This window comes from Streptomyces sp. CA-249302 (assembly GCF_050936785.1).
In the GTDB taxonomy this organism is placed as follows: Bacteria; Actinomycetota; Actinomycetes; order Streptomycetales; family Streptomycetaceae; genus Streptomyces.
The window spans coordinates 1267676-1290380 of sequence record NZ_JBNJMG010000001.1 but is presented as its reverse complement, the minus strand read 5'-3'; the positions used below and the strand labels follow the sequence as shown (position 1 = coordinate 1290380).

The following is a 22705-nucleotide window of genomic DNA, read 5'->3' as shown; positions in this document are numbered from 1 at the left end:
GTGCTCACCTGTCCGACTCGGGCGTTCGTTCGACGGGGCGTTGATGGAGCCGTTGCGCGGATCCGACCCGGCCAGGATCGCGGACTACCGGCTGCTGCGCCGGCTCGGTGCGGGCGGCATGGGTGTGGTGTACCTGGGCCGCTCTCCCGGTGGCGCGCTCGCCGCCGTGAAGGTGATCCGCCCGGCGTATGCCGGCGACGCGGGGTTCCGGGCCCGGTTCCGGCGTGAGGTGGAGACGGCGGGGCGGGTCGTGAGCCCCTGGGTGGTGCCGCTGCTCGACGCCGACCCGGACGCGGAATCACCCTGGCTCGCCACGGCGTTCGTACCGGGTCCCGCCCTGGACGAGGCCCTGGGGGAGTGCGGCCCGTTGCCGTACGACAGCGTCCGCGTACTCGGGTCGCGGCTGGCCGCCGCACTGGACGCGGTGCATGCGGCGGGCTTGGTGCACCGGGACGTCAAACCCGGCAACGTGCTGCTCGCGGTCGACGGACCCCGGATGATCGACTTCGGTATCGCCCGGATGCCGGAGGACACCGCGCTCACCGCCAGCGGGATGGTGGTGGGCTCACCCGGCTTCCTCTCTCCCGAGCAGGCCCAGGGCAGGGGCCGGGAGATCGGCCCGCCCAGCGACGTCTTCTCGCTCGGCTGTCTGCTGGTGTACGCGGTGACCGGCGAGCGCCCCTTCGGGTGGGGTTCCGCGGCCGAGACGCTGATGCGCACGATCCATGACCAGCCTCGACTGGACGGCGTGCCGCAGTCGTTGCTGCCGCTGCTGCGGGATTGCCTGGCAAAGGAGCCCGCAGCGCGGCCGGGGGCGGCCGAGGTGCGGCGGGTCCTGGAGGGGGCGGGTAAGGCGTGGCGGGTCCTGGGCGGTGCGGGCGAGGTACGGCGGGTCAGGGATGGTGCGGGCGAGGGCGAGGGCGAGGGCGAGGGCGAGGGCGAAGGTGGTGGTGGCGAGGGCGAAGGTGGTGGCGGTGGCGGTGGCGAGGGCGAAGGTGGTGGCGGTGGTGGTGGCTGGTTGCCGGAGCCGGTGACCCGGCTGATCGCACGCCGTTCGGCGGCCGTGCTCGCCCTGCCCGCTGTCGAGGCGACCGAGGTGTCCATGGCGGCGACGGCGGCGACGACGGCCGTCGATATGGCTCCTGCTGGAGGTTGGGGTCCGACCCGCCGTCGCTTCCTGGTGTTCGGCTCCGTCGCCGGGGTGCTGGCGGCGGGCGGGACGGCGTTCTGGCGGACGGCCGGAAGTCCCGGCCGTGCATCGGCCCAGGGCAGTTCGAGCCCGCTGCCGCGGCTGGTCGTCGCCCTGCACGCCGATCTCAGCGGCGAGCAGAAAACGGTCGGCCGGGCTCAGGAGAACGGTGCCCGGCTCGCCGTCGACCATCTCAACTCCCTTGCCGGACGCGGCTTCGACCTGGCGCTCCAGATCCAGGACGACGAGGGCAACACCACCCGGGCGCGGCGGATCGCCGGGCAACTGGCGGCGGACGCGCGGGTCCGGGCGGTGCTCGGGCCGACCACCGACGCCTGCGCCAAGGCCACCCTCGACCTCTACCAGCGGGCGCGGCTCCCGATGGTCACGGTGTCCGTCGGACTCGACGAGGTCTCGCCGACCACCTACCGGGTCTACGCGGCCACCCGTCCCAGCGACTCCACCCTGGCGGCGCCGCTCGTCGCGTACCTCGTGCGCACGGTGGCGGCCCGCAGGACGGTGCTGATCGACGACGCCGCGGAGGGCGACGGCAGCTGGCGGCTGTGCTCGAGCATCGACGAGGCCGTGCGCTCCGGGGGACGCACCGTCATCCGTCGGACGCTCGCCGCCGAGAGCGATACGGCCGACTTCCGTGCCCTGGCGAGGTCGGTGACGGATGCGCGAGCGGACGCGGTGGTGTTCGGCGGCGGGTACGTCCGGGCGGCACGGCTGGCCCGGGCGCTGACTGCGGCGGGCTATTCCGGCGCACGGCTGGCCGGCGAGCGCGCCCTCGACGCCCGCTTCCTCACCTCGGCGGGCGATGCGGCCCAGGGCTGGGTGTTCGCCGCCGCGTTCCTGGACCCCACCCGGGTGACGGCCGCGAAGTCTTTCGTCACCACCTACCGGGCACGTTTCAAGACCGCGCCGCCCTGGTACGCAGCCGAGGCCTACGACGCGACGCTCTTCGTGGCCCGCGCCATGACGGCCCTGGGCGGCGCGTCGCGCGCCGAACGGGCCGCGATCGTGGGCCAGTTGCGAGAAACCGACTACCGGGGGATCACCAAGCGGCTGCGCTACGACTCGTCCACCTACCGCTACACGGACGCGATGTACCTGTTCCGGGCGACGGCGGGCGCCTTCCACTGCCTGGGCGACTACCGGGACGCCACCGCCTGAGCCCACGGCTCACGCCCTCGGCCAGGCCCGTCTGCTGTACCCCGAGCCGGCCAGGTCGACGCTACCGGCCGCGACGGGGACGCCTACGGGTACTTCCGAGACCCCGGAGACGTTCCACGACGTATGCCTCGCCGAACTCCCCGATGTCGACTACGCGTTCTGCGCCACCCACCCACCAGCGCTGTTCGCCTGGAGACTCGCCCCTTTCGAGCGGCTCACCGCCGCCGAATGGGCCGTCCCTTCGGAGACGGCACCGCCATCCACCCGCACGGCACCACCATTGCCCGAGCCGGCCCGAGCAGGCCTCCTCGATACTGGCGACCTGGGGGTCGTCAGCCCAGTAGAAGCGCTGGAACGCCGCACACGGCGAGGTGATGACCACCAGTACGGCCAACGCGCGCGCATGGATACGGGCTTGGGGCGTGTCCGGGAAGGAAGCCGGCCAGAGAATCTCCCGGAACCGGCTTTCCGCCCCCGGGTCGACGGCAGCCCTGAAGCCCCGTCGAAAACGAGCGTCACAGACCAGGCCCACCAGAGAGATACGTCCTAAATGACGCAAGGAGTGTGACCACGCCGGGACCAGATCTGTAGCTTCGGTGCGCGCCGAAGAGAAGGAACCCCTTGATTGGCTGGTCGACGTGGACAGTGGGGCGACTACTCAGGAAGCGCTCTGGAGCGCGACGAGTGGCCATCCCTGCAAACGCGGGGAGCAGGATCCCGAAGCGTTCATCAACGAGGCCTCCGAGGGACGATCCCCGCGGGCCCGGGGTTGTTCCCGCCCCGCGTTCGCAACGGCTGGAAACTCGGCACAAGCTTGCCGTCCGTTACGAGGCGACCGTGCTGGTCGCTGCCCTCAACGAGTGGCTGTGACCAGCACCTTCACCACGGAGAGACCCTAGACGACGGCCGGCAGGACGGTCAGCGTTCCCGTAGCTGTGTCGATCGTCGCCTGGGTGCCAAGGGGGATCGTCGGGGGATTGCTGCCGTGCCCGGCGGGGAGCCCGCCCAGGATTGGCACACCGAGTGCGGCCAGTCGGTCGCGCAGGACGTCGCGGATGCCCCATCCGCCCAGCGTGGGATCGTCGGCATCGCGTTCGAAGCCGAGGAACTGGCCGAGGGCGACGCCGCGGACACCGTCGAGCGCCCGCGAGCGGGTGAGCTGGGTCAGTGCGCGGTCGACCTCGCCCAGTCCGGTTCCTCTCCGGTGTTCGAGAAAGAGGATGGCCCCCCGCAGGCTGGGCAGGCCGGCTCCGGTCTCCGTGCGGATCGCACTGAGGTTGCCGCCCATCAGGAACCCCGTCGCCGTGCCCTCCACGGTGACGTCCGCGGTGGCCTCGGACGGGTCCCGGTGGAGGGTGACGGGATCGGTGGTCATCAGCGCGCGGCGCAGGGACTCGGCGGAGGCGGGCCCGGTGTAGCTGTCGTCGCGTTTGGCGAAGGGGCCGTGGAGTGTGGCCAGGCGGCATCGTGACCACAGGGCGAGGTGGAGGTGGGTGATGTCGCTGAAGCCGACGACCGGCTTCGGGTCGCGTCCGAGGGCGTCGGTGTCGAGGTCGTCGACGATGCGGTAGGTGCCTTTGCCGCCCATGGCGGCGATCACGGCACGGATGCCTGGATCGCGGAACGCCGCGTTGAGGTCGGCGACGCGGTCCTCGTCGCGGCCGGCCATGTAGCCCCACTGGTCGAAGACGTGTTCGCCCAGCTGGGCCTGGAGGCCCCAGGAGGTGAGCAGGTCGACGCCCCGGGCGACCTCTTCCCGACTCGGCGGACAGGCGGGAGAGACGATCCGCACCCGATCTCCGGGCCGCAAGCGCGGCGCCCTCAACGGCTGCGGATTCTGGTAGTCATCCATCCGACGATTCTGCGCGTGACCACCCACGGCCGAGATCCAATTGCGCAACAGACCCTGGCCGCTGGGCATAACGGCCCTTGCTGACAGGAGAGGGCGGAAAAGTGCGGCGCGCCGACCGCCGCTCCGGCAGCCCGTGGCCGTCACCAGCGGACCGGGAGCTCCTCCAGGCCGCCGACCAGGATCCCTTCCCGGCGTTTCAACTGCTCGGCCGGTACCGCGAGTTCGAGCGTCGGGAGCCTCTTGAGCAGGGTGGCGAGGACGGTCCTGAGTTCGTTGCGCGCGAATTCCCGGCCCACGCAGATCTGGGGACCGTGTCCGAAGGTGAGATGGGGATTGGGGGAGCGCCGTAGATCCATCCGGTCGGGGTGCGGGAAGACGGTCCCGTCACGGTTGGCCGCGGCGATCTCGGCCAGAACGGTGCAGCCGCGGGTGAGGGTGGTGCCGCCGAACTCCACGTCGGCGGAGAGGTATCGCGGCAGCGCGAAGCCGTGGTTGGCATCGAAACGCAGTGCTTCCTCCACTGCGGTGGGTATGAGTCCGGGGTCGGCCAGCAGTTCGCGCCACCGGTCGCGGTCGGCGAGCAGCATCGCGGTCATCTTTCCGATCATCTGGGACGTGGTCTCGTGTCCGGCGACGAGCAGACCGATTCCCGCACTCGCCAGCTCGGCCTCGTCGAAGCGTCCGTCGCCTGCGTCGACGATCGCGGTGAGCTCGCTGATGACGTCGTCGCCGGGGGCGGCACGCCTGTTCTCGATGTGCGTGATCATGTACGCGTAGAAATCGCCGGCGGCCTGGTCCATCTCGCTTCGCGTGTGGCGGGTGAGGCTGAGCAGGACCGTCGACCACCGCAGAATCTGCTCCTGGTCCTGGAGCGGGATGGCGAGAGCCTCGCAGATGACCCACAGTGGCAGCGGACGCGCCAGGGCACTGACGAGATCGGCGGGCCCCGGGCGGGCCGTCATGGTGTCGATGAGCTCGTCGGCCTTCGTGGCGATACGCGGGCGCAGTTCGTCGAGCCGCCGCCCGGTCAGGGCCCGGGTGAGGACGGAGCGCCAGCGGGTGTGGTCCGAGCGGTCGGAGTCGGCCTCCGATATGCCTTCCTCGCCGGGATCGGGCTGGTGGAACAGTCCGCCGTCCTCGGAATCGTCCAGCCGGGTGGTGTCCTCCGCGGCCAGGTTCCGGCGGAACCTGCGGTCGGCGAACAGCTTGCGGACGTCTTCGTAGCGGGTCAGCAGCGCGGTCTCGTCACCGCCGGGTGTGCGTACCCAAGTCACGGGGCACTTCTCGCGTAACCCGGCCCACTGGGCGGGCGGTTCGAGGGCGGTGACGCCCACGAAGGGGTAGTTCTGCGGGTCTTCGTCACCATGTCCGGTGGCCGAGGTCATGTCGTGGTCCTGCCTTTCTAGGCGTGCAGATGTCATTGCTGGTTCTTCGCGCGGACCTCGTACGGATGCGCAGCCCAGACCTGGTGCCGAATGACGTTAGGTGCGCACCTGTTCTGCGTTTCGTGCGTGGTCAAGAAGGATCAGACACTGGCGCCCCGCCAGGAGACTGCGGTAGAGAGCGATCCGAGTGTCGAGATGCGAGGGGCTTCGTTCGCCTTTCCCACGCCCGGCACACGTCCGCTCAAGTGATCAGCCTGGCGGCGCCGCCGCGGTGTGGCGCAGGAACTCGGCCAGTACGGAACCGTCCTGGTCTCCCAGGCCAGCCGCCAGGGCTTGGTCGATGAGCCGACGGCTCGCTTCCAGCTGGGCCATGGGTGCTCCCACGGATGACGCCAACCCGTCGATCAGCGACAGGTCCTTGGCCACCAGCGTCAGCGTCATGTGGGTCGCGGCTTCCTGCGGCCGTACGAAGTTCTCCCGGTTGTACAGCACGAAGGGGGCCGCGGCCGCACTCTGCGTGAAGGCGTCGTAGGCGTCCGACCGGTCGATACCGGCACGCTCCGCGAGCACCAGGGACTCGGCGAGGGCCGTCCCCAGCGACAGGAGCAGTGAGTTGATCACCAGTTTCATGACGCTGCCCCTGCCCGAGCCCCCGAAGTGCAGTATCCGGGTGGCCAGGATGTCGATGACGGGGCGCACCTGCTTCAGGGACTCCTCGGGACCGCCCGCCAGAACGGTGAGTTCGCCGCGTGCCGCCAACTCGACCGATCCGGACACCGGAGTGTCGAGCAGGACGGCGCCGCGTTCCCGGACCAGGGGCACGAGCGACATCACCGTACGAGGGGAGATCGTGCTGGTTTCCAGCACCGTCGTGCCCGGGCGAAGGCCGGCGAGGAGACCGTCGGGTCCGTGGTAGACCTCGTGCACTGCGGTGTCGTCGGCGAGGGAGACGATGACGATGTCGGCGGACGACGCTGCCTCCCGTGGCGAGTCGGCCACCTGAGCACCCGTCTCGGCCGCGACGTTCAGCGCCCGTTCTCGCGTACGGTTGGTCACGGTCACGCCGTACCCCGCCCGGCGCAGGCGCACCACCAGGGGGCGACTGAGGCGGCCGATCCCCACCACTGCCACCCCCGGCAGGGCATTGCTCATATGACGCCGCCGTTGAGGCTGAGGTTCACGCCGTTCGCCGCCGGGTTGTGCAGCAGGAAGAAGGAGCCGTCGACCATGTCCCGCATGGTCGGAAGCACGCCGGTCAGCGTCCGCTCACGGGCGCCTTTCAGGACCGGCTCGTTGCCCGCCCAGTAAGGGCTGTCGCCCACGACGCCGGGATGGACGGCGTTGACGCGGATCGGGGCCAGCTCCTTGGACAACGTTGCCACCAGGCCCATCACGCCGGCGTTCACCGTGGTGACCGTGGTGGACCCGGGGTACGGCATGTCCTTGGCCAGGCCGCCGAACAGCAGCACCGAACCGCTGGGCGAGATGCGTGAGCGCAGAGCATGGACGACGGTCGTGTAGCCGACCAGCTTGGCCACGGCCAACTCCGTTGCCCCGGCTATGTCGTAGTCGCCGATCGTGTTGCTGTCGCGCCGCATGCCCGCGAGAACGACCGAGTCCACGTGCTCGATGTCCCCCAGCGCCTTCTCGATGCTCTCGGGCTTGGAGAGATCGACGGCGATGCCGCGCACCCGCCCGCCGTCGCCCTCGCCACCGAGCTCCGCGGCCACCTTCTCCGCGCGTGCGCTGTCGCGGCCGGCGATGACCACGTGGGCGCCACGCTCGGCGTAGGCGGCGGCCAGCTCGCGGCCGATGCCGGAAGTACCGCCGACGATGAGGACCTGACTCGTCATGATGTTCCCCTCCAAAGCAGCAAGTGCCCTTGTCGGTAACCAGGTTGGCGCCCACCTCCTATCGAGTCCAACGAAATGTATTGACAGCTGTTATCGGATCTGACGATTATTGACGCGTGGAGATAAGGCAATTGCGGTACTTTGTCGCCGTAGCCGAAGAGCTCAGTTTCACCCGCGCCGCGTCCCGGCTCTTCGCCGCCCAGTCGACCGTGTCGGCGGCCGTCCGCGCCTTGGAGGAGGAGCTCCAGGTCTCCCTCTTCGACCGCTCGACCAGAGCGGTGGCTCTGTCTCCGGCCGGAGCGGTGTTCCTGCCGGAGGCCAAGACCGTTGTCGCGGCTGCCGAGAGGGCCAGAGAGGTCGTCGGCGAAGCGGCACAGAGGCTGCGGGGCAGTCTGCGGATCGGCACGATGACCCGTATGACCGCTCTCGATCTACCGCGTCTGGTGGGATCCTTCCGGCAGCGTCATCCGCTGGTCGACATCCAGATCCAGGTCTCAGGCACCGGGACCGGCGGCATCGCCGAGGATGTGCGACGTGGCCGACTCGACGTCGGCGTAGTGGCCCTGGGCCCCGGCGAGGCCCATGACCTGGACCTGCGGCACATCGCCACCGTCCCCTACACGGTGATCCTGCCCTCGGGACATCCACTGGCGCGGCAGGAGAGCATCACCCTCAGGGACCTGGCGCACGAGAACTTCGTCGATGGGGCACTCGGCTTCGGCAGCCGCACCGCCCTGGATCGGGCGTTCGGTGAACTCGGCATCAACCGCCGCGTATCGGTTGAGATAACCGACATCGCGACGGCTGTTTCGTATGTGCGGGCCATCGACGGCGCGGCCGTCATACCGCGCTTCGAGGCGACGGACATGACGGGAGTGGCGGTCAGGCCGCTGTCCGGCTCGGGGCTCGCCCTCACGTTGTCGTTCGCGGTGCGCGCGGGACGCGCTCCGAGCCCGGCGGTCTCCGCGTTGCTGGATCTCAGCTCCAACTACACCCGCGACGACGGGACGTTCTGATCCGGGAACGGTGAGGACGAGCGGGCGGTACGGAACCGTGCCGCTCGTGCCGTACCGGCTCACGCCTTTGCATACTGTCGGTGATGGCGCTGGGATGGCTGGGGAGGCCTACCCGGTGGCCGGCGTGTTCGGCTCCGAAGAACGGTGCTCTGTCGGCTGATTGGCCGACGCCTGGACCAGACAAGTGCCGCACTCCGCGAGGCGATCCGGTGATTCTCCTTGAACGGGACGAGTACTTCGCCGAGTTCGCCGCAGATCCGTTTGACGCGACCCGCGGTCATCGCGGATCCGTGCATGGACGCCGCGTTGTGTTGTCGTGGAGCCGGCCGTTCACGGACGGCCGGCTCCACGACTGGTCATGCTTTGGCAGCGGCGAGGGCCGCCAGTTCGCGGTTGACCGCGGCTTGGTGCGCCTCGGCGTCCTCGCGTGCCTTCTTCGGGCTCCAGCGCCCGGCCATCACGAAGACGAAGGGCAGGAAGAGCACCTGGCCGCCGACGCAGATCCACCACCAGTCACGCCACTCGCCGGGCCCGTCCTTCGACGCCTTCTGGACCGTGGCGCCGTACTTCTGGAGCACCTTCAACTGCGGCGCCGCCTTCTGTACGACGGCGAGGTCCTTCGCGCCGACTTCCTTGACGGCGCGGGCGCCGAGCGCGGGCGGGACGGTGGTCGGCGTGTACTTGTTCAGTTCGGCGAACAGCGCCGGATGCGCGTTGACGATGGCCAGCGCGGGCGCCGCCTGTACCGAGGCGGCCTTGACCTCGGCGCCGTGCTCCACGAGCGGGGTGACGGAGGTGACCAGTACCGGGATGAAGGCCGCTGAGACGGCGACCACGATACGTACGGTCCAGCCCCACACCGCGAGGCCCGCGGCGGTCGCCGCCGGGTTGTGCTTCTCCACCGTCTCGGTGAAGCTCGCCATCCAGGGCGCGTAGGCGATACCGCTGAAGACGCCGATGCCGACGAACAGCCAGGCGAAGGTGTAGTAGTCGGTCGTCTGGTGAGTGGCGCGGGTGGCGAAGACCGCGGTCATCACGATGGAGCCGACCGCGCCGACGATCATGAAGGGCTTGCGCACCTTGAGCCGGTCCGAGAGCAGGCCGACCAGGACCAGGGCGATGGCGTTCGCGCCCCAGTACCAGTTGGCCAGTGCGTTGGTGCGCTGCTCGCTGTAGCCGAAGACGGTCGCGAAGTAGACGACGAAGTTGCCGACCGCGGCGTAGTAGAGCAGCAGGAACACGGCGATGGCGAAGGCCGAGCCCAGCACGTCGAGCCGCATCATCTGCCGCCACTCACCGCGCCGCAGCGCCTCGGTGTCCAGCCCCTTGGCGCGTGCCTCGACCAGTGCCCGGTCCCGCAGCGTCACCATGATCTGGTCGCGCAGTGCCGGGGACAGCTCGCGCAGCGCGAAGATCGCGACGACGAAGACGACGAGGCCGGCGATCGCCGAGTAGCGCAGTTCGTCCTGCCAGGTGGCGCTGTCGAGGGTGTTGCTGGTGACGGTGGTGACCACGAGGGAGCCGATGACCGGGCCCATCGTCCAGTACCCCATCGCGGTGGCCCGGCCGAGCTGCGGCGAGAAGTCCCTGATCAGCGCCGGGGTTGCGACCAGCACGATGCCCTCGATGAAGCTGACGAGCGCGAAGAGCACCAGGTAGGTGGTCTTGTCCGCCGCGTTCGGCAGTCCGAAGAGGACCAGCAGCGCGGCGACCAGCAGCCCGTAGACCACCAGATTCGCCCGGCCCCAGCGGTCCGCCAGACCGGCCACGAGCGAGGCGAAGGCCCCGATCGCGTTGCCGATCACCGAAACCCAGACGAAATAGCGGTACGTCATGTCGAAGTGCGTGATGATCGACGTCGCCACCGCGTACTGGATGTACAGCATGTAGTACAGGACGACGGTGGTGACGACCACGATCGCGAGATACGCCATACGGCGGCCGGTGGGCGGGTAGTCCGCCAGTTCGCGGCGGTACAGCCGGGCCAGCGGGCCGTTGGCGCCCGTGGGTGGTGCATCGGGCGCTGGTCTGTTGGCGTCGAACGGCGTCGTAGTGGCGGACATGCGGCTCCTCCCGGGAATGCCCGGAGCCGGTTACGCGCGGTCCTGTGACGAGGGTGCGCGGTGGCCTGGCTCCGAGAGCGTGGCCAGAGGGTAGTACCGACTAGTCGGTATGCATAGTGGGTGCGCACGAGGTCGTTCCCTGGGGCGCCGCTGCCCGCCGACGGCGCGGGCGTCGAGCGGCCGTCCCTCCCGGGCCCGGCCCCTGTCAGGTGCGCTGCGCCCGCGATGTCTGTCGGGCGGGCGTGGGTGGAGACCTTCACCGGGTTGCAAGTGACGCAGTCTGCACGCCTGTTGAAGGTGGTGTCGGAACGGGGCGGCAGCCCGTCCGATGCCGGGCGTGAGGTGCTCGCCGACGGCGCCTACCTCAACTGCGGGTGCGAGTGGAGCATGTGACCGCCGGATGAAGAACTACGAGGTCCTCCGCGACTGCCACCAGCGCGGCGACGGCCCAGCTCAGGCTGCCTGATCACGACCTTGTGCAACACCTTGTAGCAGAGCCTCAGTGGACTCCCTGCCCAAGTAGCCCGACTCCTTGAGGGTTCTCCTTCTGGCTGTACTCCGGTGTGGGTCTCGAGCGAGGTCAGAGGAAGGCGCCTGACGGGCGAATGCCCAGGTCAGGCGCCCTTCCGTGTGCCTAGAAGAAGCCGAGCTTCTTCGGCGAGTACGACACGAGGAGGTTCTTCGTCTGCTGGTAGTGCTCCAGCATCATCTTGTGCGTCTCGCGACCGATGCCCGAGCCCTTGTAGCCGCCGAACGCCGCGTGCGCGGGGTAGGCGTGGTAGCAGTTCGTCCAGACGCGGCCCGCCTGGATGGCCCGGCCCGCGCGGTACGCGGTGTTGATGTCCCGCGTCCACACGCCCGCGCCCAGCCCGTACAGCGTGTCGTTGGCGGTCTTGATCGCGTCGTCGAAGTCGTCGAACGACGTCACCGACACGACCGGCCCGAAGATCTCCTCCTGGAAGATGCGCATACGGTTGTCGCCCTCGAAGATGGTCGGCTGGACGTAGTAGCCGCCCTTCAACTCGCCGTCGTACTCGATGCGTTCACCGCCCGTGAGGACCTTGGCGCCTTCCTGCCGCCCGATGTCCAGGTAGGAGAGGATCTTCTCCAGCTGGTCGTTGGAGGCCTGCGCGCCGATCATGGTGTCCGTGTCGAGGGGGTGGCCGGTCGTGATCTGCCGGGTGCGGGCGACCGCCGCCTCCATGAACTCGGCGTAGTGACCGCGCTGGACCAGGGCGCGGGACGGGCAGGTGCACACCTCGCCCTGGTTGAGCGCGAACATCGTGAAGCCTTCGAGAGCCTTGTCGCGGAAGTCGTCGTCCGCCTCCCAGACGTCCTGGAAGAAGATGTTCGGGGACTTGCCGCCGAGTTCGAGGGTGACCGGGGTGATGTTCTCCGAGGCGTACTGCATGATCAGCCGCCCGGTCGTGGTCTCCCCGGTGAACGCCACCTTCGCCACCCGCGGGCTGGACGCGAGCGGCTTGCCCGCCTCCACGCCGAAGCCGTTGACGATGTTGAGGACGCCCGGCGGGAGCAGATCGGCGACCAGGCTCAGCCAGAAGTGGATGGACGCCGGGGTCTGCTCGGCCGGCTTCAGCACGACCGCGTTGCCCGCCGCCAGCGCCGGCGCCAGCTTCCAGGTCGCCATCAGGATCGGGAAGTTCCACGGGATGATCTGCGCGACCACGCCGAGCGGCTCGTGGAAGTGGTACGCCACCGTGTCGTCGTCGACCTCGCCGAGCGAGCCCTCCTGCGCGCGGATCGCGCCCGCGAAGTACCGGAAGTGGTCGATGGCGAGGGGGATGTCGGCGGCCAGCGTCTCGCGCACCGGCTTGCCGTTCTCCCAGCTCTCGGCGACCGCCAGCGCCTCGAGGTTCGCCTCCATCCGGTCGGCGATCTTCAGCAGGATGTCGGAGCGCTCGGTCACCGACGTACGGCCCCAGCCCGGGGCGGCCGCGTGCGCCGCGTCCAGCGCTCGCTCGACGTCCTCCGCCGTGCCGCGTGCGATCTCGGTGAACGGCTGCCCGTTCACCGGTGACGGATTCTCGAAGTACTGCCCGCGGGCCGGCGGTACGTACTCGCCCCCGATGAAGTGGTCGTATCGCGCCTGGTAGGAGACGACCGCGCCCTCGGTACCGGGCGCCGCATAACGGGTCATACTGCTCTGCCTCCTTCGAAGCGCTGCCCACCGTTGGGCAGCTCTCGACCGGAGGCTAGGGACGGAGACGTTGCAACTACGTTGCCGTGCGCCCCCGCCAGCCGGTCGGCGCAGCCAGTTCCGACTCCAGCGCCGCGAGGCGGGACCGGACGGCCGCCGTCGGCCGGACCGCGGCGAGCGCCCGCCATACGTCGAGGTCGTCATCGCCCCACGGCGCGTGCGCCCAGTCCGCGAGCAGGTCGGGATCGCGGCCGGCGATCAGCGCCGTGCGCAGACCGTCGGCGAGGCGCTGCCTCAGTCGTACGACCGCCGGTGCCTGCGAGCCCGGCAGCAGCGGCCCGGCGTACCCGGTGGCGGCCGCCGTCACCGCGCCGGTCTCCAGCCGCCGCTCGACCACGGCCACATCCGACTCGACCGGTACGGTCAGCCGGTACGGCCGCGATGCCAGCAGCCCCGGTCCCAGCACCCTGCGCAGCCGGGCCAGTTCGGCCCGCAGCGTCACTGGCGTCACCGACTCGTCCTCGTACAGCGCGCACAGCAACTCGTCGCCGGTCAGCCCCTCCGGATGCCGGGCCAGCAGTACGAGGATCTCGCTGTGCCGACGGCTCAGCCGGATCCGTCGGCCGCCGAGCAGCAGGTGCGCCTCGTCCCGGCCCAGCGCCGTCAGCTCGGGTGCGTCTGCGGCGGGCAGCTCGGGGACGAGCAGCGCCAGCTGCGACTCGGCGGCGCGCGCGACCGCCTGCACGAAGCCCAGGCTGTGCGGATGCGCGAGCCCGTTCCCGCCGGTGATGTCCACGGCACCGAGCACCCGCCCGGTCCGCGGATCGTGCACCGGAGCCGCCGCGCAGGTCCAGGGCTGCACCCGACGTATGAAGTGCTCGGCCGCGAAGACCTGCACGGGCCGGTCCACGGCGACCGCCGTCCCCGGCGCGTTGGTCCCCATCGCGCTCTCCGCCCAACGCGCACCCGGCACGAAGTTCATCCGGTCGGCCTTCCGGCGGGTGGCCGGGTGACCCTCGACCCACAGCAGCCTGCCCGACGCGTCGCACACCGCGAGCAGATGCTCGCCGTCGGCGGCGAACGTCCCCAGCAGCTCCCGGAACAGCGGCATCACCCGGGCCAGCGGATGCTCGGCCCGGTAGGCACCCAGGTCACCGTCCGTGAGCTCCACGTCCGCCGTCCCGTCGGGCCCCACACCGGCCCGCGCGGAACGCCGCCACGACTCGGCCACCACGGACCGGACCGGCCGGGGAACCGTGCCCACCTCGGTGAACGTCTCGTGCGCGCGACGCAGGATCCGCGCGTGCTCGGCAGGGTCGGCCCCCGGCTCCAGGGCCACCCACGGATCGGTCAACTCGGCCTCCCCGAACGGTGATGCGACTGGGGACATCGTCACTCCGGGTACGCGCTCGGACAACCGTTTCGACCACCCTCACCCGAAGGGGGCTCCCGCCGCCCCGCTCAGGCGAAGTTCACGAGCCTTATGTAGCGCGTCCAGTCCCAGTTCGGCCCGGGATCGGTGTGGTCGGTGCCCGGAACCTCGTAGTGCCCCAGAATGTGCGCCCGGTCCTTGGGGATGCCGTACTTGGTGCAGATCGCCGCGGTGAGTCTCGCCGACTGCTCGTACAGGGCGTTGGTGAAGTAGGCCGGCCGGTCCACCCAGCCCTCGTGCTCGATGCCGATGCTGCGGGTGTTGTAGCCCCAGTTCCCGGCATGCCAGGCGATGTTGGCCTCGCGCACGCACTGCGCCACATGCCCGTCGGCGGAGCGCACCACGTAGTGCGCCGACACCTTCTTCTGCGGGTTCTGGAAGATCGCGAGGGTGTCGGCGTACGTCTCTTGCGTGACATGGATGATCACGTAGTCGACGGGATAGGCCGCGGGTCGGCTCGACACCGTGTAGTTCGAGCTGCTCGCCGCCTGCCACTCGGCGGACGGGTAGTCGACCGCCTGGGGCTGTGCACCGGCCCGCGTGTCGGGCAGTAACGCGTAGGGGACGGCGGTGAGTGCGGCGCCTTTCAGGAACCGCCGCCGGGTGGTGCTGGGTCTTGCCCGGTCCATGAAACCGTTGCCCTTCCGTCGATCGCTCAGCGCCGCAGCATCGCCGCGGTCTCGCGCAGCTGCGCATGCGCTCCGCGGTGAGTCTCGCGCGCGGGCAGCCATTGCTTGCGGATCTTCGCCACGCAGGTGTAGTTGGTGTCGCACACGTTGGCCAACGGCGACTCGACCGCCTGGGTCGCGAACTGGTAGGCGTCCAGCTCGCTGAACCCGTAGTCGCGCACCAGCCACTGCACCAGGTCCAGCTGGGATATCCGGAACGCGTCCTCCAGCGGACGGGCCGACCCCGTCGAGATGATGTGCGTGTCCGACTCGATGCGCGGCCACGGCGTGGCGACATCCTTGAGCAGCTCCACGATCACCACGGTGTTCATCGCGCACTCGACGGCGACCCCGCAGGTCTCGCCCTCACCCTGACGGGCGTGTCCGTCACCGAGGCTGAGCAGCGCGCCCTCCACGTTCACCCCGAGGTAGCAGGTGACGCCGGCCCGCATCTCGGGCGTGTCCATGTTGCCGCCGTGCGCGTCGGGCACCAGGGCCGAGCGGACCTCGAGATTGGCGGGGCCACACCGACGGTGCCGTGCATCGGGTCGAGGGGCAGCTCGGCCTCGATGTCGCTGTCGTGGGCCCGGAACAGGGCGGTACGGCGGCTCCGGTCGAGCTGCCAGATCCACACCGTCTCCGGCAGCGGCGGCTGCAGGGTGGCCGTGGTGTGGGTCGAGGTGAGCGCACCGAACAGGGGGACCGTGGTCGACGCCGCCCAGTCGCGGGCCGGCTCGATCGACACGAAGTGCACGGCGACCGTGTCGCCCGGCTCGGCGCCTTCCACGTGGAAGGGGCCGGTCTGCGGGTTGAGGAACGGGAACTCGCACACCTCGGACACCAGGTCCTTCTCCGACCGCACCCGCCCGGCGAAGCAGTCCTCCGTGTACAGGTCCAGGACCGTGCCGGGCGCGATGCGCGCCACGGGCGGTGCGCCGCCGAACGTCCAGGCGTACTCGCCCGGTTCGGGCCGGACGGTCAGGATCCGCGGGTCGCTCATTGCTGTGCTGCTCCGTTCTGCGCGGGGCCGGTGAGGGCGGGTTCGTCGAGATGGACACGGGCGGTCTCGGCTATGCGCTCGGGATGCCGCCGCATCAGCACGAACAGCACCACGAGCCCCAGCGCCATCCATATCCCGACGATGGGTCCGGCGTATGACACCGGTGCGGTCAGTTCGGTGACGAAGTCGAAGACGGGCAGACCGGCCGCGGTCAGCAGCGCGGGCACGAACGCGACGATGCCGAGGAGGGGCAGCAGCAGGTGCCGTACCGGCTTGAGCAACTCCCGCCTGCAGCGCAGGAAGTAGCCGGCACACGCCAGGTTCACCAGGATGTAGACGCCGATCACGACGGTCACGATCACTGTGGCGAGCAGCAGGAACGCCGTCACCGGGTCGTAGCCGAGGCCCAGTCCGAGCACCGCGCCGACCGCCACGACCGTCTGCACGGCGATCCCGGCGACGGGGGAGCGGTACCTGGGGTGCAGCGAGGCGAAGAGGCCGGGCAGGACCCGGATGCGGGCCAGCGCGAAGGCCGTCCGCGTCGAGACGTTGGCGCAGGCGTTGGCGTTGGCGATGGTCGAGTTGACCACGGCCAGGAACACCAGCACCCAGAACAGGCCGAACGATGCCCGGGCCACGCCCTCCCAGGACGCCTCGCCGGACGCCCCGAACTTCGCGAAGCGGTCCGGCCCGAAGTACACCGTCATGGCGTAGGTCGTGACGACGTAGAAGAGGCCGATCGCGAGCGCCGCGCCGAGGACCGCGCGGTGCATCGTGCGGCGCGGGTCGCGGGTCTCCTCGGCGAGCGGCGCTGCGGCCTCGAATCCGGCGAAGGCCAGCACCGTGTACACCGAGCCCGCGAACACCCCGCTGACACCCCCGTAACCCTCGGCGGTGTGCGAAGTCCCGAACACCGAAAGGGTGTTGTCCCCTCCCGCCTTGACGATCAGCCACACCGCGAACACCAGGAAGACGAGGATCTCGAAGACCCCCAGGACCGTGCCGAAGCGAGCCGAGGCGCGCACCCCGAAGTACCCGGCGGCCGCGATGATCGCCGCACCCGCGAGCGCCCACGGCCACCACAGGTCGGCCGGATACGAGGACCACTCGTCGTGCAGGGTGCCCGCCGTCGTGAAGCCCAGCTGGAGAAGGAGCAGCGGCGGGACGAGCGCCTCCACGAACACATAGCCCCAGCCGACGAGGAACCCGATGGTGGGATGCAGCCCCTGCGCCGCATACGTGGACACCGAGCCCGCTGCCGGGAGTTCGCGTGCCAGCTCGGCTACGCAGGATGCCGTGAACAGGCAGGCCACCAGCGCGACCAGCACCGCCAGCGGCAGACTTCCGCCGGCGAAGGCGGCACCGGAGGGAATGGACGCGGCCACCGCGGCGGCCGGCGCCATGGCCGTGATGCTCTGGAACAGGACCTCGCGCAGTCCGACCGCGTCCCGCCTCAGCCCTGCCGCCGCTGCCTCCGCCATGTGAATCCCCCTCAATTCACGCCGAGTTGCGAGGCTCCCCAAGACCCGACGGGTGCGCCTCACGTGAATCACGGTACGGCGCTGGCGGGTTGGGCAGAAGAGCGCGGCGTGCTTCGGTGGATCACGGCGGAATTGTGGAAAACCCGGCCACTCGATGGAGTGAAGCAGGGCCGCGGAATCGCGTGAAGTCGATCCCGGCGAGGCTTGCACACTTCCGACGGGACAGGCGCCCTAGGCTCTCTCCCGGCACCGGCACGACCCGAGGAGCGCAAGCGTGTTTGACCCCGCACCGGAACACCCGTACCCCGACGGCCATAGGCCGGACGAGGCGCCCGCCCCGCACGCGCTGCTCGCGCCGGTGCTCGGTCTGCTGGGCATGTGGCACGGCCGGGGCCAGGGCGGCTATCCGACGCTCGACGGGGACTTCGCGTACGCGCAGGAGGTCGCCTTCAGTCACGACGGCCGCCCCTTCCTCCGCTACGAGGCCCGCGCCTGGCTGCTCGACGGCGACGGCGCGCCGCTGCGACCGGCGGCCCGGGAGAGCGGCTGGTGGCGGCTTCAGCCCGACGGCCGAGTGGAGGCGCTGATCACCCAGCCCACCGGCATCGCGGAGATCATGGTCGGCCAGGCGGAGCAGGACATCGTCGAGCTGTCCACGGACAAGGTGGCGCTCACGCCCACGGCCAAGGAGGTCGGCGCGACCCGACGCCGGTACACCTTGACCGACGGGGACACCCTCACCTTCGTCCACGACCTCGCGGCGGTCGGACAGCCGTTGCAGCACCATCTGTCGGCAACGCTGCGACGCAAGCCGTAGCTCAGTCCCGCTCCGCCACCGCCGCCGGATCGTCCAGCACCGCCCGTACCACCGAGTGTGCCGCACCCAGCAGCGGCCCCTCCGGCCCCAGCCGTGACACCGACACCGGGCAGGCGGGCCCCGCGGTGCGCCGGGCCAGCTCGGCCTCCAGCGAAGGCAGCAGCCAGGGCGCCAGGCCGGCCAGCGCACCGCCCAGCACCACGCTCTCGGGGTCCAGCAGATTGACCGCGCCGGTCAGCGCGATGCCGAGCGCCTCACCCGCGTCCCGCAGCGCACGCCGTACATCCGTGTCGCCCTCGGCGGCCCGGCCCGCGAGCAGCCCGACCCGGTCCTCGCCCGGCTCGAGCCCCGCCGCCCGCAGCACCGCCTCCTCGCCGGCGTACTGCTCCAGACACCCGAGCCCGCCGCACGGGCACGCGGGCCCGTCCGGACGCACCGGCACATGCCCCAGCTCGCCCGCGAAACCACGCGTCCCGCGCAGCAGCCCCCCGGCCACGACGACCGCCGCACCGATGCCGATCTCCGCCGAGACGTGCAGGAAGTCGAGCGGAGTCGCCTCGCCGAGCCAGAGTTCGGCGAGCGCGCCGAAGTTGGCCTCGTTGTCGACTGTCAGCGGGATGTCGTCGGGCAGCAGGGCACCGAGGTCCGTGTCGTGCCAGTCGAGGTTCGGGGCGCGTACGACGGTGCGGGCGTCGCGGGCCACCAGGCCCGGCACGGCCACCGCGAGCCCCGCGGGCCACAGGCCCTCGCCCTCCGCCTCGGCGACCACCCGGCGGACCAGCTCGGTGAGTTCCTCGACGACGGGTCCGGGGGAGCGGCCGCGGTTCGCACCGTGCCGCACGGCACGCGCGCGTACCTGTCCGCGCAGGTCGACCGCGCAGGCGGCGAGGTGGTCGACGCCGATCTCCGCGCCGATCCCGGCGGGGCCGTGCCCGCTGACGGCGAGCGCCGAGCCGGGTCGGCCCACCCGGCCGGGCCGCTCGGGGCCGAGCTCCTCCAGCAGTCCCGTGCGTATGAGCTCGTCGACGAGGGTCGAGACCGCCGCACGGGTGAGGCCGATGTGCGAGGCGACCGCGGCGCGGGAGAGCGGCCCCTCAGCGCTCACCGCGTGCATCACCCGGGCGAGATTGCGGCGGCGCATGCCCTGCTGGGTGTCGGGCAGCGCCCGGCCGGGACCGGCCGGATGGGCCTCGTGCAGCGGTGCGCTCATGCCCCCGTCCTCAACGGCTGTCCGCGCTCCGCTCCAGCAGCGGGGCCGCGTCGGAGAGTACCCCGGCGATCCTGGCCAGCGTCGACTCGTCCCGCTCCACCGCGTCCAGGACCGGTCCGGCGGCCGTGTTCCAGCGCCGGGCGACCGCCGCCGGATCCTCTCCGGTCAGCAGGCCGGCCGCCTGTGCGGCGGCGCCGAGTGCGACCAGTTCCTTGGCCTCGGGGACCTGGACCGGGCGGCCCGACAGGCGTCGTACCGTCTGCTGCCAGGCAGTGCCCCTGGCGCCGCCTCCGATCAGCAGCAGGGGAGCGGAGCGGTCGGCGTCCTCGTCGAGGACCAGGTCGAGCGCGCCGAGCAGCGAGTGCACGGCGCCGTCGTAGGCGGCCTGGAGCAGTTGGCCGGCCGTCGTGTCGTGGCGCAGGCCGTGCAGCAGGCCCGAGGCGGCCGGGAGGTTCGGGGTGCGCTCGCCGTCCAGGTACGGCAGAAGGGTTAGGGCGGTGGTGGGCTCCACGGCCTCGCGGTCCAGGCCCAGCAGGGCGGCGACGCGGTCCACGGCAAGGGTGCAGTTGAGGGTGCAGGCCAGCGGCAGCCAGTCCCCGTGCGCGTCGGCGAAGCCCGCCACGGTGCCGGTCGGGTCGGCCGGGCGCCGCTTGGAGACGGCGTACACCGTGCCCGAGGTGCCCAGGCTCAGCACCGGCGTACCGGGGCGCAGCCCGAGGCCCAGCGCGGCGGCCGCGTTGTCGCCGGTGCCGGGTGCGACCAGGGTGCCCTTCGAGAACGGCAGGTCGTGGCTGTCGCGCACGGTGCCCGCGATCTCGCCCGGCCGGACCACCCGGGGCAGCAGCGCGGCATCGAGGCCCACGTGCGCGAGGGTCTCGTCGTCGTACGACTCCGTCCCGGACGCCCACCAGCCCGTACCCGAGACATCGCCGCGGTCGGTCGTGCCCTGGCCGGTGAGGCGCTCGGTCAGGTAGTCGTGCGGGAGGCGTACGGCCTTGGTCGCGCGGACCGCCTCCGGCTCGTTCTCGGCCAGCCAGGCCCACTTCGTGACCGTGAAGGACGCCCCGGGCACGCTTCCGGTGCGCTCCGCCCAGGCCTTCGCGCCGCCCAGCTCCTCGACCAGGCGGCGGGCCTGCGGCGCGGAGCGCACGTCGTTCCACAGCAGCGCCGGGCGCACCGGATCGCCCCGCCCGTCCAGCGTGACCAGGCCGTGCTGCTGCCCGCCGATGGACACCGCGGCGGCCTCGTGCGCCGCGTCGCCGCACTGGTGCAGCGCCTCGCACAGGGCGTCCCACCACTGGCGCGGATCGCTCTCGCGGCCTGCGCCGGAGGACACGGTGTGCGGCGCCTGGCCGCTGGCGACGACCTGCCCGGTGGCCGCGTCGACGACGAGCGCCTTGGTGGACTGGGTGGACGTGTCCACGCCGACGACGAGCGGACCCTCGGCTGCTGACATCGGGCTCTCCTTTTCCGCGGCTCAACTTGTCCCTTCCCAGGGACGTGCTCGCATACTAATTTGTAAACCGCCATGACGAAATAGTCGTAAGCAAGCGCGCAACAGTCGTAAGCAAGCGTCGCAATCGAGCAAGGAGCCGCGGCATGAGCTACCAGCCCACCCCGAGGACAGGTTCACCTTCGGCCTGTGGACCGTCGGCTGGCAGGGAAGGGACCCGTTCGGCGACGCCACGCGCCGGGCCCTCGACCCGGTCGAGACGGTGCAGCGCCTGAGCGAGCTGGGCGCCTATGGCGTCACCTTCCATGACGACGACCTGATCCCCTTCGGGTCCTCCGACACCGAGCGCGAGTCGCACATCAAGCGCTTCCGTCAGGCGCTCGACACGACCGGCATGAGCGTGCCGATGGCCACCACCAACCTCTTCACGCACCCCGTCTTCAAGGACGGCGCGTTCACCGCGAACGACCGCGACGTGCGCCGGTACGCCCTGCGCAAGACGATCCGCAACATCGACCTCGCGGTCGAACTGGGCGCGCAGACGTACGTCGCCTGGGGCGGCCGCGAAGGCGCCGAGTCCGGCGCCGCCAAGGACGTACGCGTCGCTCTCGACCGCATGAAGGAGGCCTTCGACCTCCTCGGCGAGTACGTGGTCTCCCAGGGCTACGACCTGAAGTTCGCGATCGAGCCCAAGCCGAACGAGCCGCGCGGCGACATCCTGCTGCCCACCGTCGGCCACGCGCTCGCCTTCATCGAGCGCCTGGAGCGCCCGGAGATGTACGGCGTCAACCCCGAGGTCGGCCACGAGCAGATGGCCGGGCTGAACTTCCCGCACGGCATCGCGCAGGCCCTGTGGGCGGGCAAGCTCTTCCACATCGACCTCAACGGCCAGTCCGGCATCAAGTACGACCAGGACCTGCGCTTCGGCGCCGGCGACCTGCGCGCCGCGTTCTGGCTGGTCGACCTCCTGGAGAGCGCCGGTTACGCCGGTCCGAAGCACTTCGACTTCAAGCCGCCGCGGACCGAGGACCTCGATGGGGTGTGGGCGTCGGCCCAGGGCTGCATGCGCAACTACCTCATCCTCAAGGAGCGCGCGGCCGCCTTCCGCGCCGACCCGGAGGTGCAGGAGGCCCTGCGCGCCTCCCGGCTGGACGAGCTCGCCCAGGCGACCGCCGCGGACGGCCTCGAGACACTCCTTGCCGACCGCAGCGCCTTCGAGGAGTTCGACGTCGAGGCGACCGCCGCACGCGGCATGGCCTTCGAGCGGCTCGACCAGCTGGCCATGGACCATCTGCTGGCCGCCCGCGGCTGAACGCCACGCGCGCGTGTCTGAGCGGTCCCCGTGCGGAATGCTCCGGAATCGTGCGGTCCAGTGCATGGATCCGTATCAAGTTCCGTGCAGGGGTCGCCTCCTGCCCGATGTGAGGCGACTCTGGACGGTATGGCCATGCCGCCGGTACCGCCTCAGCCGCCCGGGCCACCGGGTGACACGCCGCCTCCGGGCGGCGGCTTCGGACCGCCCGCCGAGGGCTTCGGTCCCGCCTACGGGGCGGGACCGGGCCATGGACCCGCCGGAGGAGGCTACGGCCCGCCGCCGGGAAGCAACGAGCCGCCCACCCAGGTCGGTTGGCAGCCGCCGGAACCGCCCAGGAACCCATGGCGCCGACGGCTCCACATCCTGCTCGTCCTGTTCGCCGGGATGGCGGCCGTTGCCGTCGTGATGTTGATGTCCCGTTCCGGGAACGACGACTCGCCCGACAACAAGAAGCCGTCGGCCTCGAACAGCGCGAGCGCGAGTTCCTCGCCGTCGTCGATCATCCCGACGAAGCTGCCCAGCAAGCTCCCGTCACGGTTGCCCAGCGAGATCCCGAGTGAGATTCCCAGTGAGATCGAATCGCTGATCCCGTCCCTGGGCGGCATCGATCTGCCCTAGTGCGCAGCCCATGGCGGCC

At 70.7% G+C, this 22705-nt stretch carries 16 protein-coding genes and 3 pseudogenes; 6 read left to right on the top strand and 13 right to left on the bottom strand.

What is annotated here, in order from left to right; all coding sequences use genetic code 11:
• Positions 1-43: 43 nt before the first annotated feature.
• Complete coding sequence (locus tag ACQEWB_RS05795) at positions 44-2365, top strand: bifunctional serine/threonine-protein kinase/ABC transporter substrate-binding protein (protein WP_432827727.1); 2322 nt, start codon at positions 44-46, stop codon at positions 2363-2365.
• An 895-nt stretch (positions 2366-3260) separates the two neighbouring features.
• Here the strand turns inward: ACQEWB_RS05795 and ACQEWB_RS05790 are convergent.
• The 4 genes from ACQEWB_RS05790 to ACQEWB_RS05775 form a co-directional block, all read right to left on the bottom strand.
• Positions 3261-4217 (bottom strand): S66 peptidase family protein, encoded by a 957-nt coding sequence (locus tag ACQEWB_RS05790; protein WP_432827725.1) that lies wholly within the window; start codon positions 4215-4217, stop codon positions 3261-3263.
• Between the two features lie 140 nt (positions 4218-4357).
• Positions 4358-5602 (bottom strand): cytochrome P450, encoded by a 1245-nt coding sequence (locus tag ACQEWB_RS05785; protein WP_432827723.1) that lies wholly within the window; start codon positions 5600-5602, stop codon positions 4358-4360.
• 249 nt (positions 5603-5851) lie between these two features.
• Positions 5852-6754 (bottom strand): NAD(P)-dependent oxidoreductase, encoded by a 903-nt coding sequence (locus ACQEWB_RS05780; protein ID WP_432827721.1) that lies wholly within the window; start codon positions 6752-6754, stop codon positions 5852-5854.
• Entirely contained in the window at positions 6751-7455 is a 705-nt protein-coding gene (locus ACQEWB_RS05775) for an SDR family NAD(P)-dependent oxidoreductase (RefSeq protein WP_432827719.1), read from the bottom strand. The genes ACQEWB_RS05780 and ACQEWB_RS05775 overlap by 4 nt, the downstream gene beginning before the upstream one ends.
• 131 nt (positions 7456-7586) lie before the next feature.
• On the opposite strand from ACQEWB_RS05775, the gene ACQEWB_RS05770 reads away from it, so the two are divergent.
• Positions 7587-8471: a LysR family transcriptional regulator gene (locus tag ACQEWB_RS05770; RefSeq protein ID WP_432827717.1), complete on the top strand. Its 885-nt coding sequence runs from the start codon at positions 7587-7589 to the stop codon at positions 8469-8471.
• 356 nt (positions 8472-8827) lie between these two features.
• Here ACQEWB_RS05770 and ACQEWB_RS05765 read toward each other — a convergent pair whose 3' ends face one another.
• Positions 8828-10534, bottom strand: coding sequence for an MFS transporter (locus ACQEWB_RS05765; RefSeq protein ID WP_432827715.1), 1707 nt, complete (start codon positions 10532-10534; stop codon positions 8828-8830).
• 270 nt (positions 10535-10804) lie between these two features.
• Between ACQEWB_RS05765 and ACQEWB_RS05760 the strand changes: the two genes are divergently transcribed.
• The gene (locus ACQEWB_RS05760) at positions 10805-10927 is read left to right on the top strand and encodes a hypothetical protein (protein ID WP_432827713.1); all 123 of its coding nucleotides are present in this window, start codon (positions 10805-10807) and stop codon (positions 10925-10927) included.
• Positions 10900-11000: pseudogene (locus tag ACQEWB_RS05755) on the top strand (IS5/IS1182 family transposase); the annotation flags it as partial. The gene ACQEWB_RS05760 and the pseudogene ACQEWB_RS05755, both read left to right, overlap by 28 nt.
• 168 nt (positions 11001-11168) lie before the next feature.
• Here the strand turns inward: ACQEWB_RS05755 and adh are convergent.
• From adh to ACQEWB_RS05730, 5 genes and pseudogenes are all read right to left on the bottom strand, one after another.
• Positions 11169-12692 carry an aldehyde dehydrogenase gene (adh, locus tag ACQEWB_RS05750; RefSeq protein ID WP_432827711.1) on the bottom strand — a complete coding sequence of 508 codons (1524 nt, stop codon included), beginning with the start codon at positions 12690-12692 and terminating at the stop codon, positions 11169-11171.
• 76 nt (positions 12693-12768) lie between these two features.
• Positions 12769-14082, bottom strand: a complete 1314-nt coding sequence (locus ACQEWB_RS05745; protein ID WP_432827709.1) for a GAF domain-containing protein — start codon at positions 14080-14082, stop codon at positions 12769-12771.
• Between the two features lie 71 nt (positions 14083-14153).
• Entirely contained in the window at positions 14154-14753 is a 600-nt protein-coding gene (locus ACQEWB_RS05740; RefSeq protein ID WP_432827707.1) for an N-acetylmuramoyl-L-alanine amidase, read from the bottom strand.
• 26 nt (positions 14754-14779) lie between these two features.
• Positions 14780-15792 (bottom strand): annotated as a pseudogene (locus ACQEWB_RS05735) (acetamidase/formamidase family protein).
• On the bottom strand, positions 15789-17273 hold the full coding sequence (locus ACQEWB_RS05730; protein WP_432827705.1) for an APC family permease: 1485 nt from the start codon (positions 17271-17273) through the stop codon (positions 15789-15791). Before ACQEWB_RS05730 ends, ACQEWB_RS05735 begins: the two are co-directional and overlap by 4 nt.
• Before the next feature lie 274 nt (positions 17274-17547).
• Between ACQEWB_RS05730 and ACQEWB_RS05725 the strand changes: the two genes are divergently transcribed.
• On the top strand, positions 17548-18090 hold the full coding sequence (locus tag ACQEWB_RS05725; protein ID WP_432827703.1) for an FABP family protein: 543 nt from the start codon (positions 17548-17550) through the stop codon (positions 18088-18090).
• A 1-nt stretch (position 18091) separates the two neighbouring features.
• Here ACQEWB_RS05725 and ACQEWB_RS05720 read toward each other — a convergent pair whose 3' ends face one another.
• Together ACQEWB_RS05720 and xylB are read right to left on the bottom strand one after the other, a co-directional pair.
• Complete coding sequence (locus tag ACQEWB_RS05720; protein ID WP_432827701.1) at positions 18092-19300, bottom strand: ROK family protein; 1209 nt, start codon at positions 19298-19300, stop codon at positions 18092-18094.
• A 10-nt stretch (positions 19301-19310) separates the two neighbouring features.
• Positions 19311-20756: a xylulokinase gene (gene xylB, locus ACQEWB_RS05715; protein WP_432827699.1), complete on the bottom strand. Its 1446-nt coding sequence runs from the start codon at positions 20754-20756 to the stop codon at positions 19311-19313.
• 143 nt (positions 20757-20899) lie between these two features.
• On the opposite strand from xylB, the pseudogene xylA reads away from it, so the two are divergent.
• Positions 20900-22065, top strand: a pseudogene (xylA, locus tag ACQEWB_RS05710) (xylose isomerase).
• A 269-nt stretch (positions 22066-22334) separates the two neighbouring features.
• Here the strand turns inward: xylA and ACQEWB_RS05705 are convergent.
• Complete coding sequence (locus ACQEWB_RS05705; protein ID WP_432827697.1) at positions 22335-22673, bottom strand: hypothetical protein; 339 nt, start codon at positions 22671-22673, stop codon at positions 22335-22337.
• Between the last annotated feature and the right edge of the window lie 32 nt (positions 22674-22705).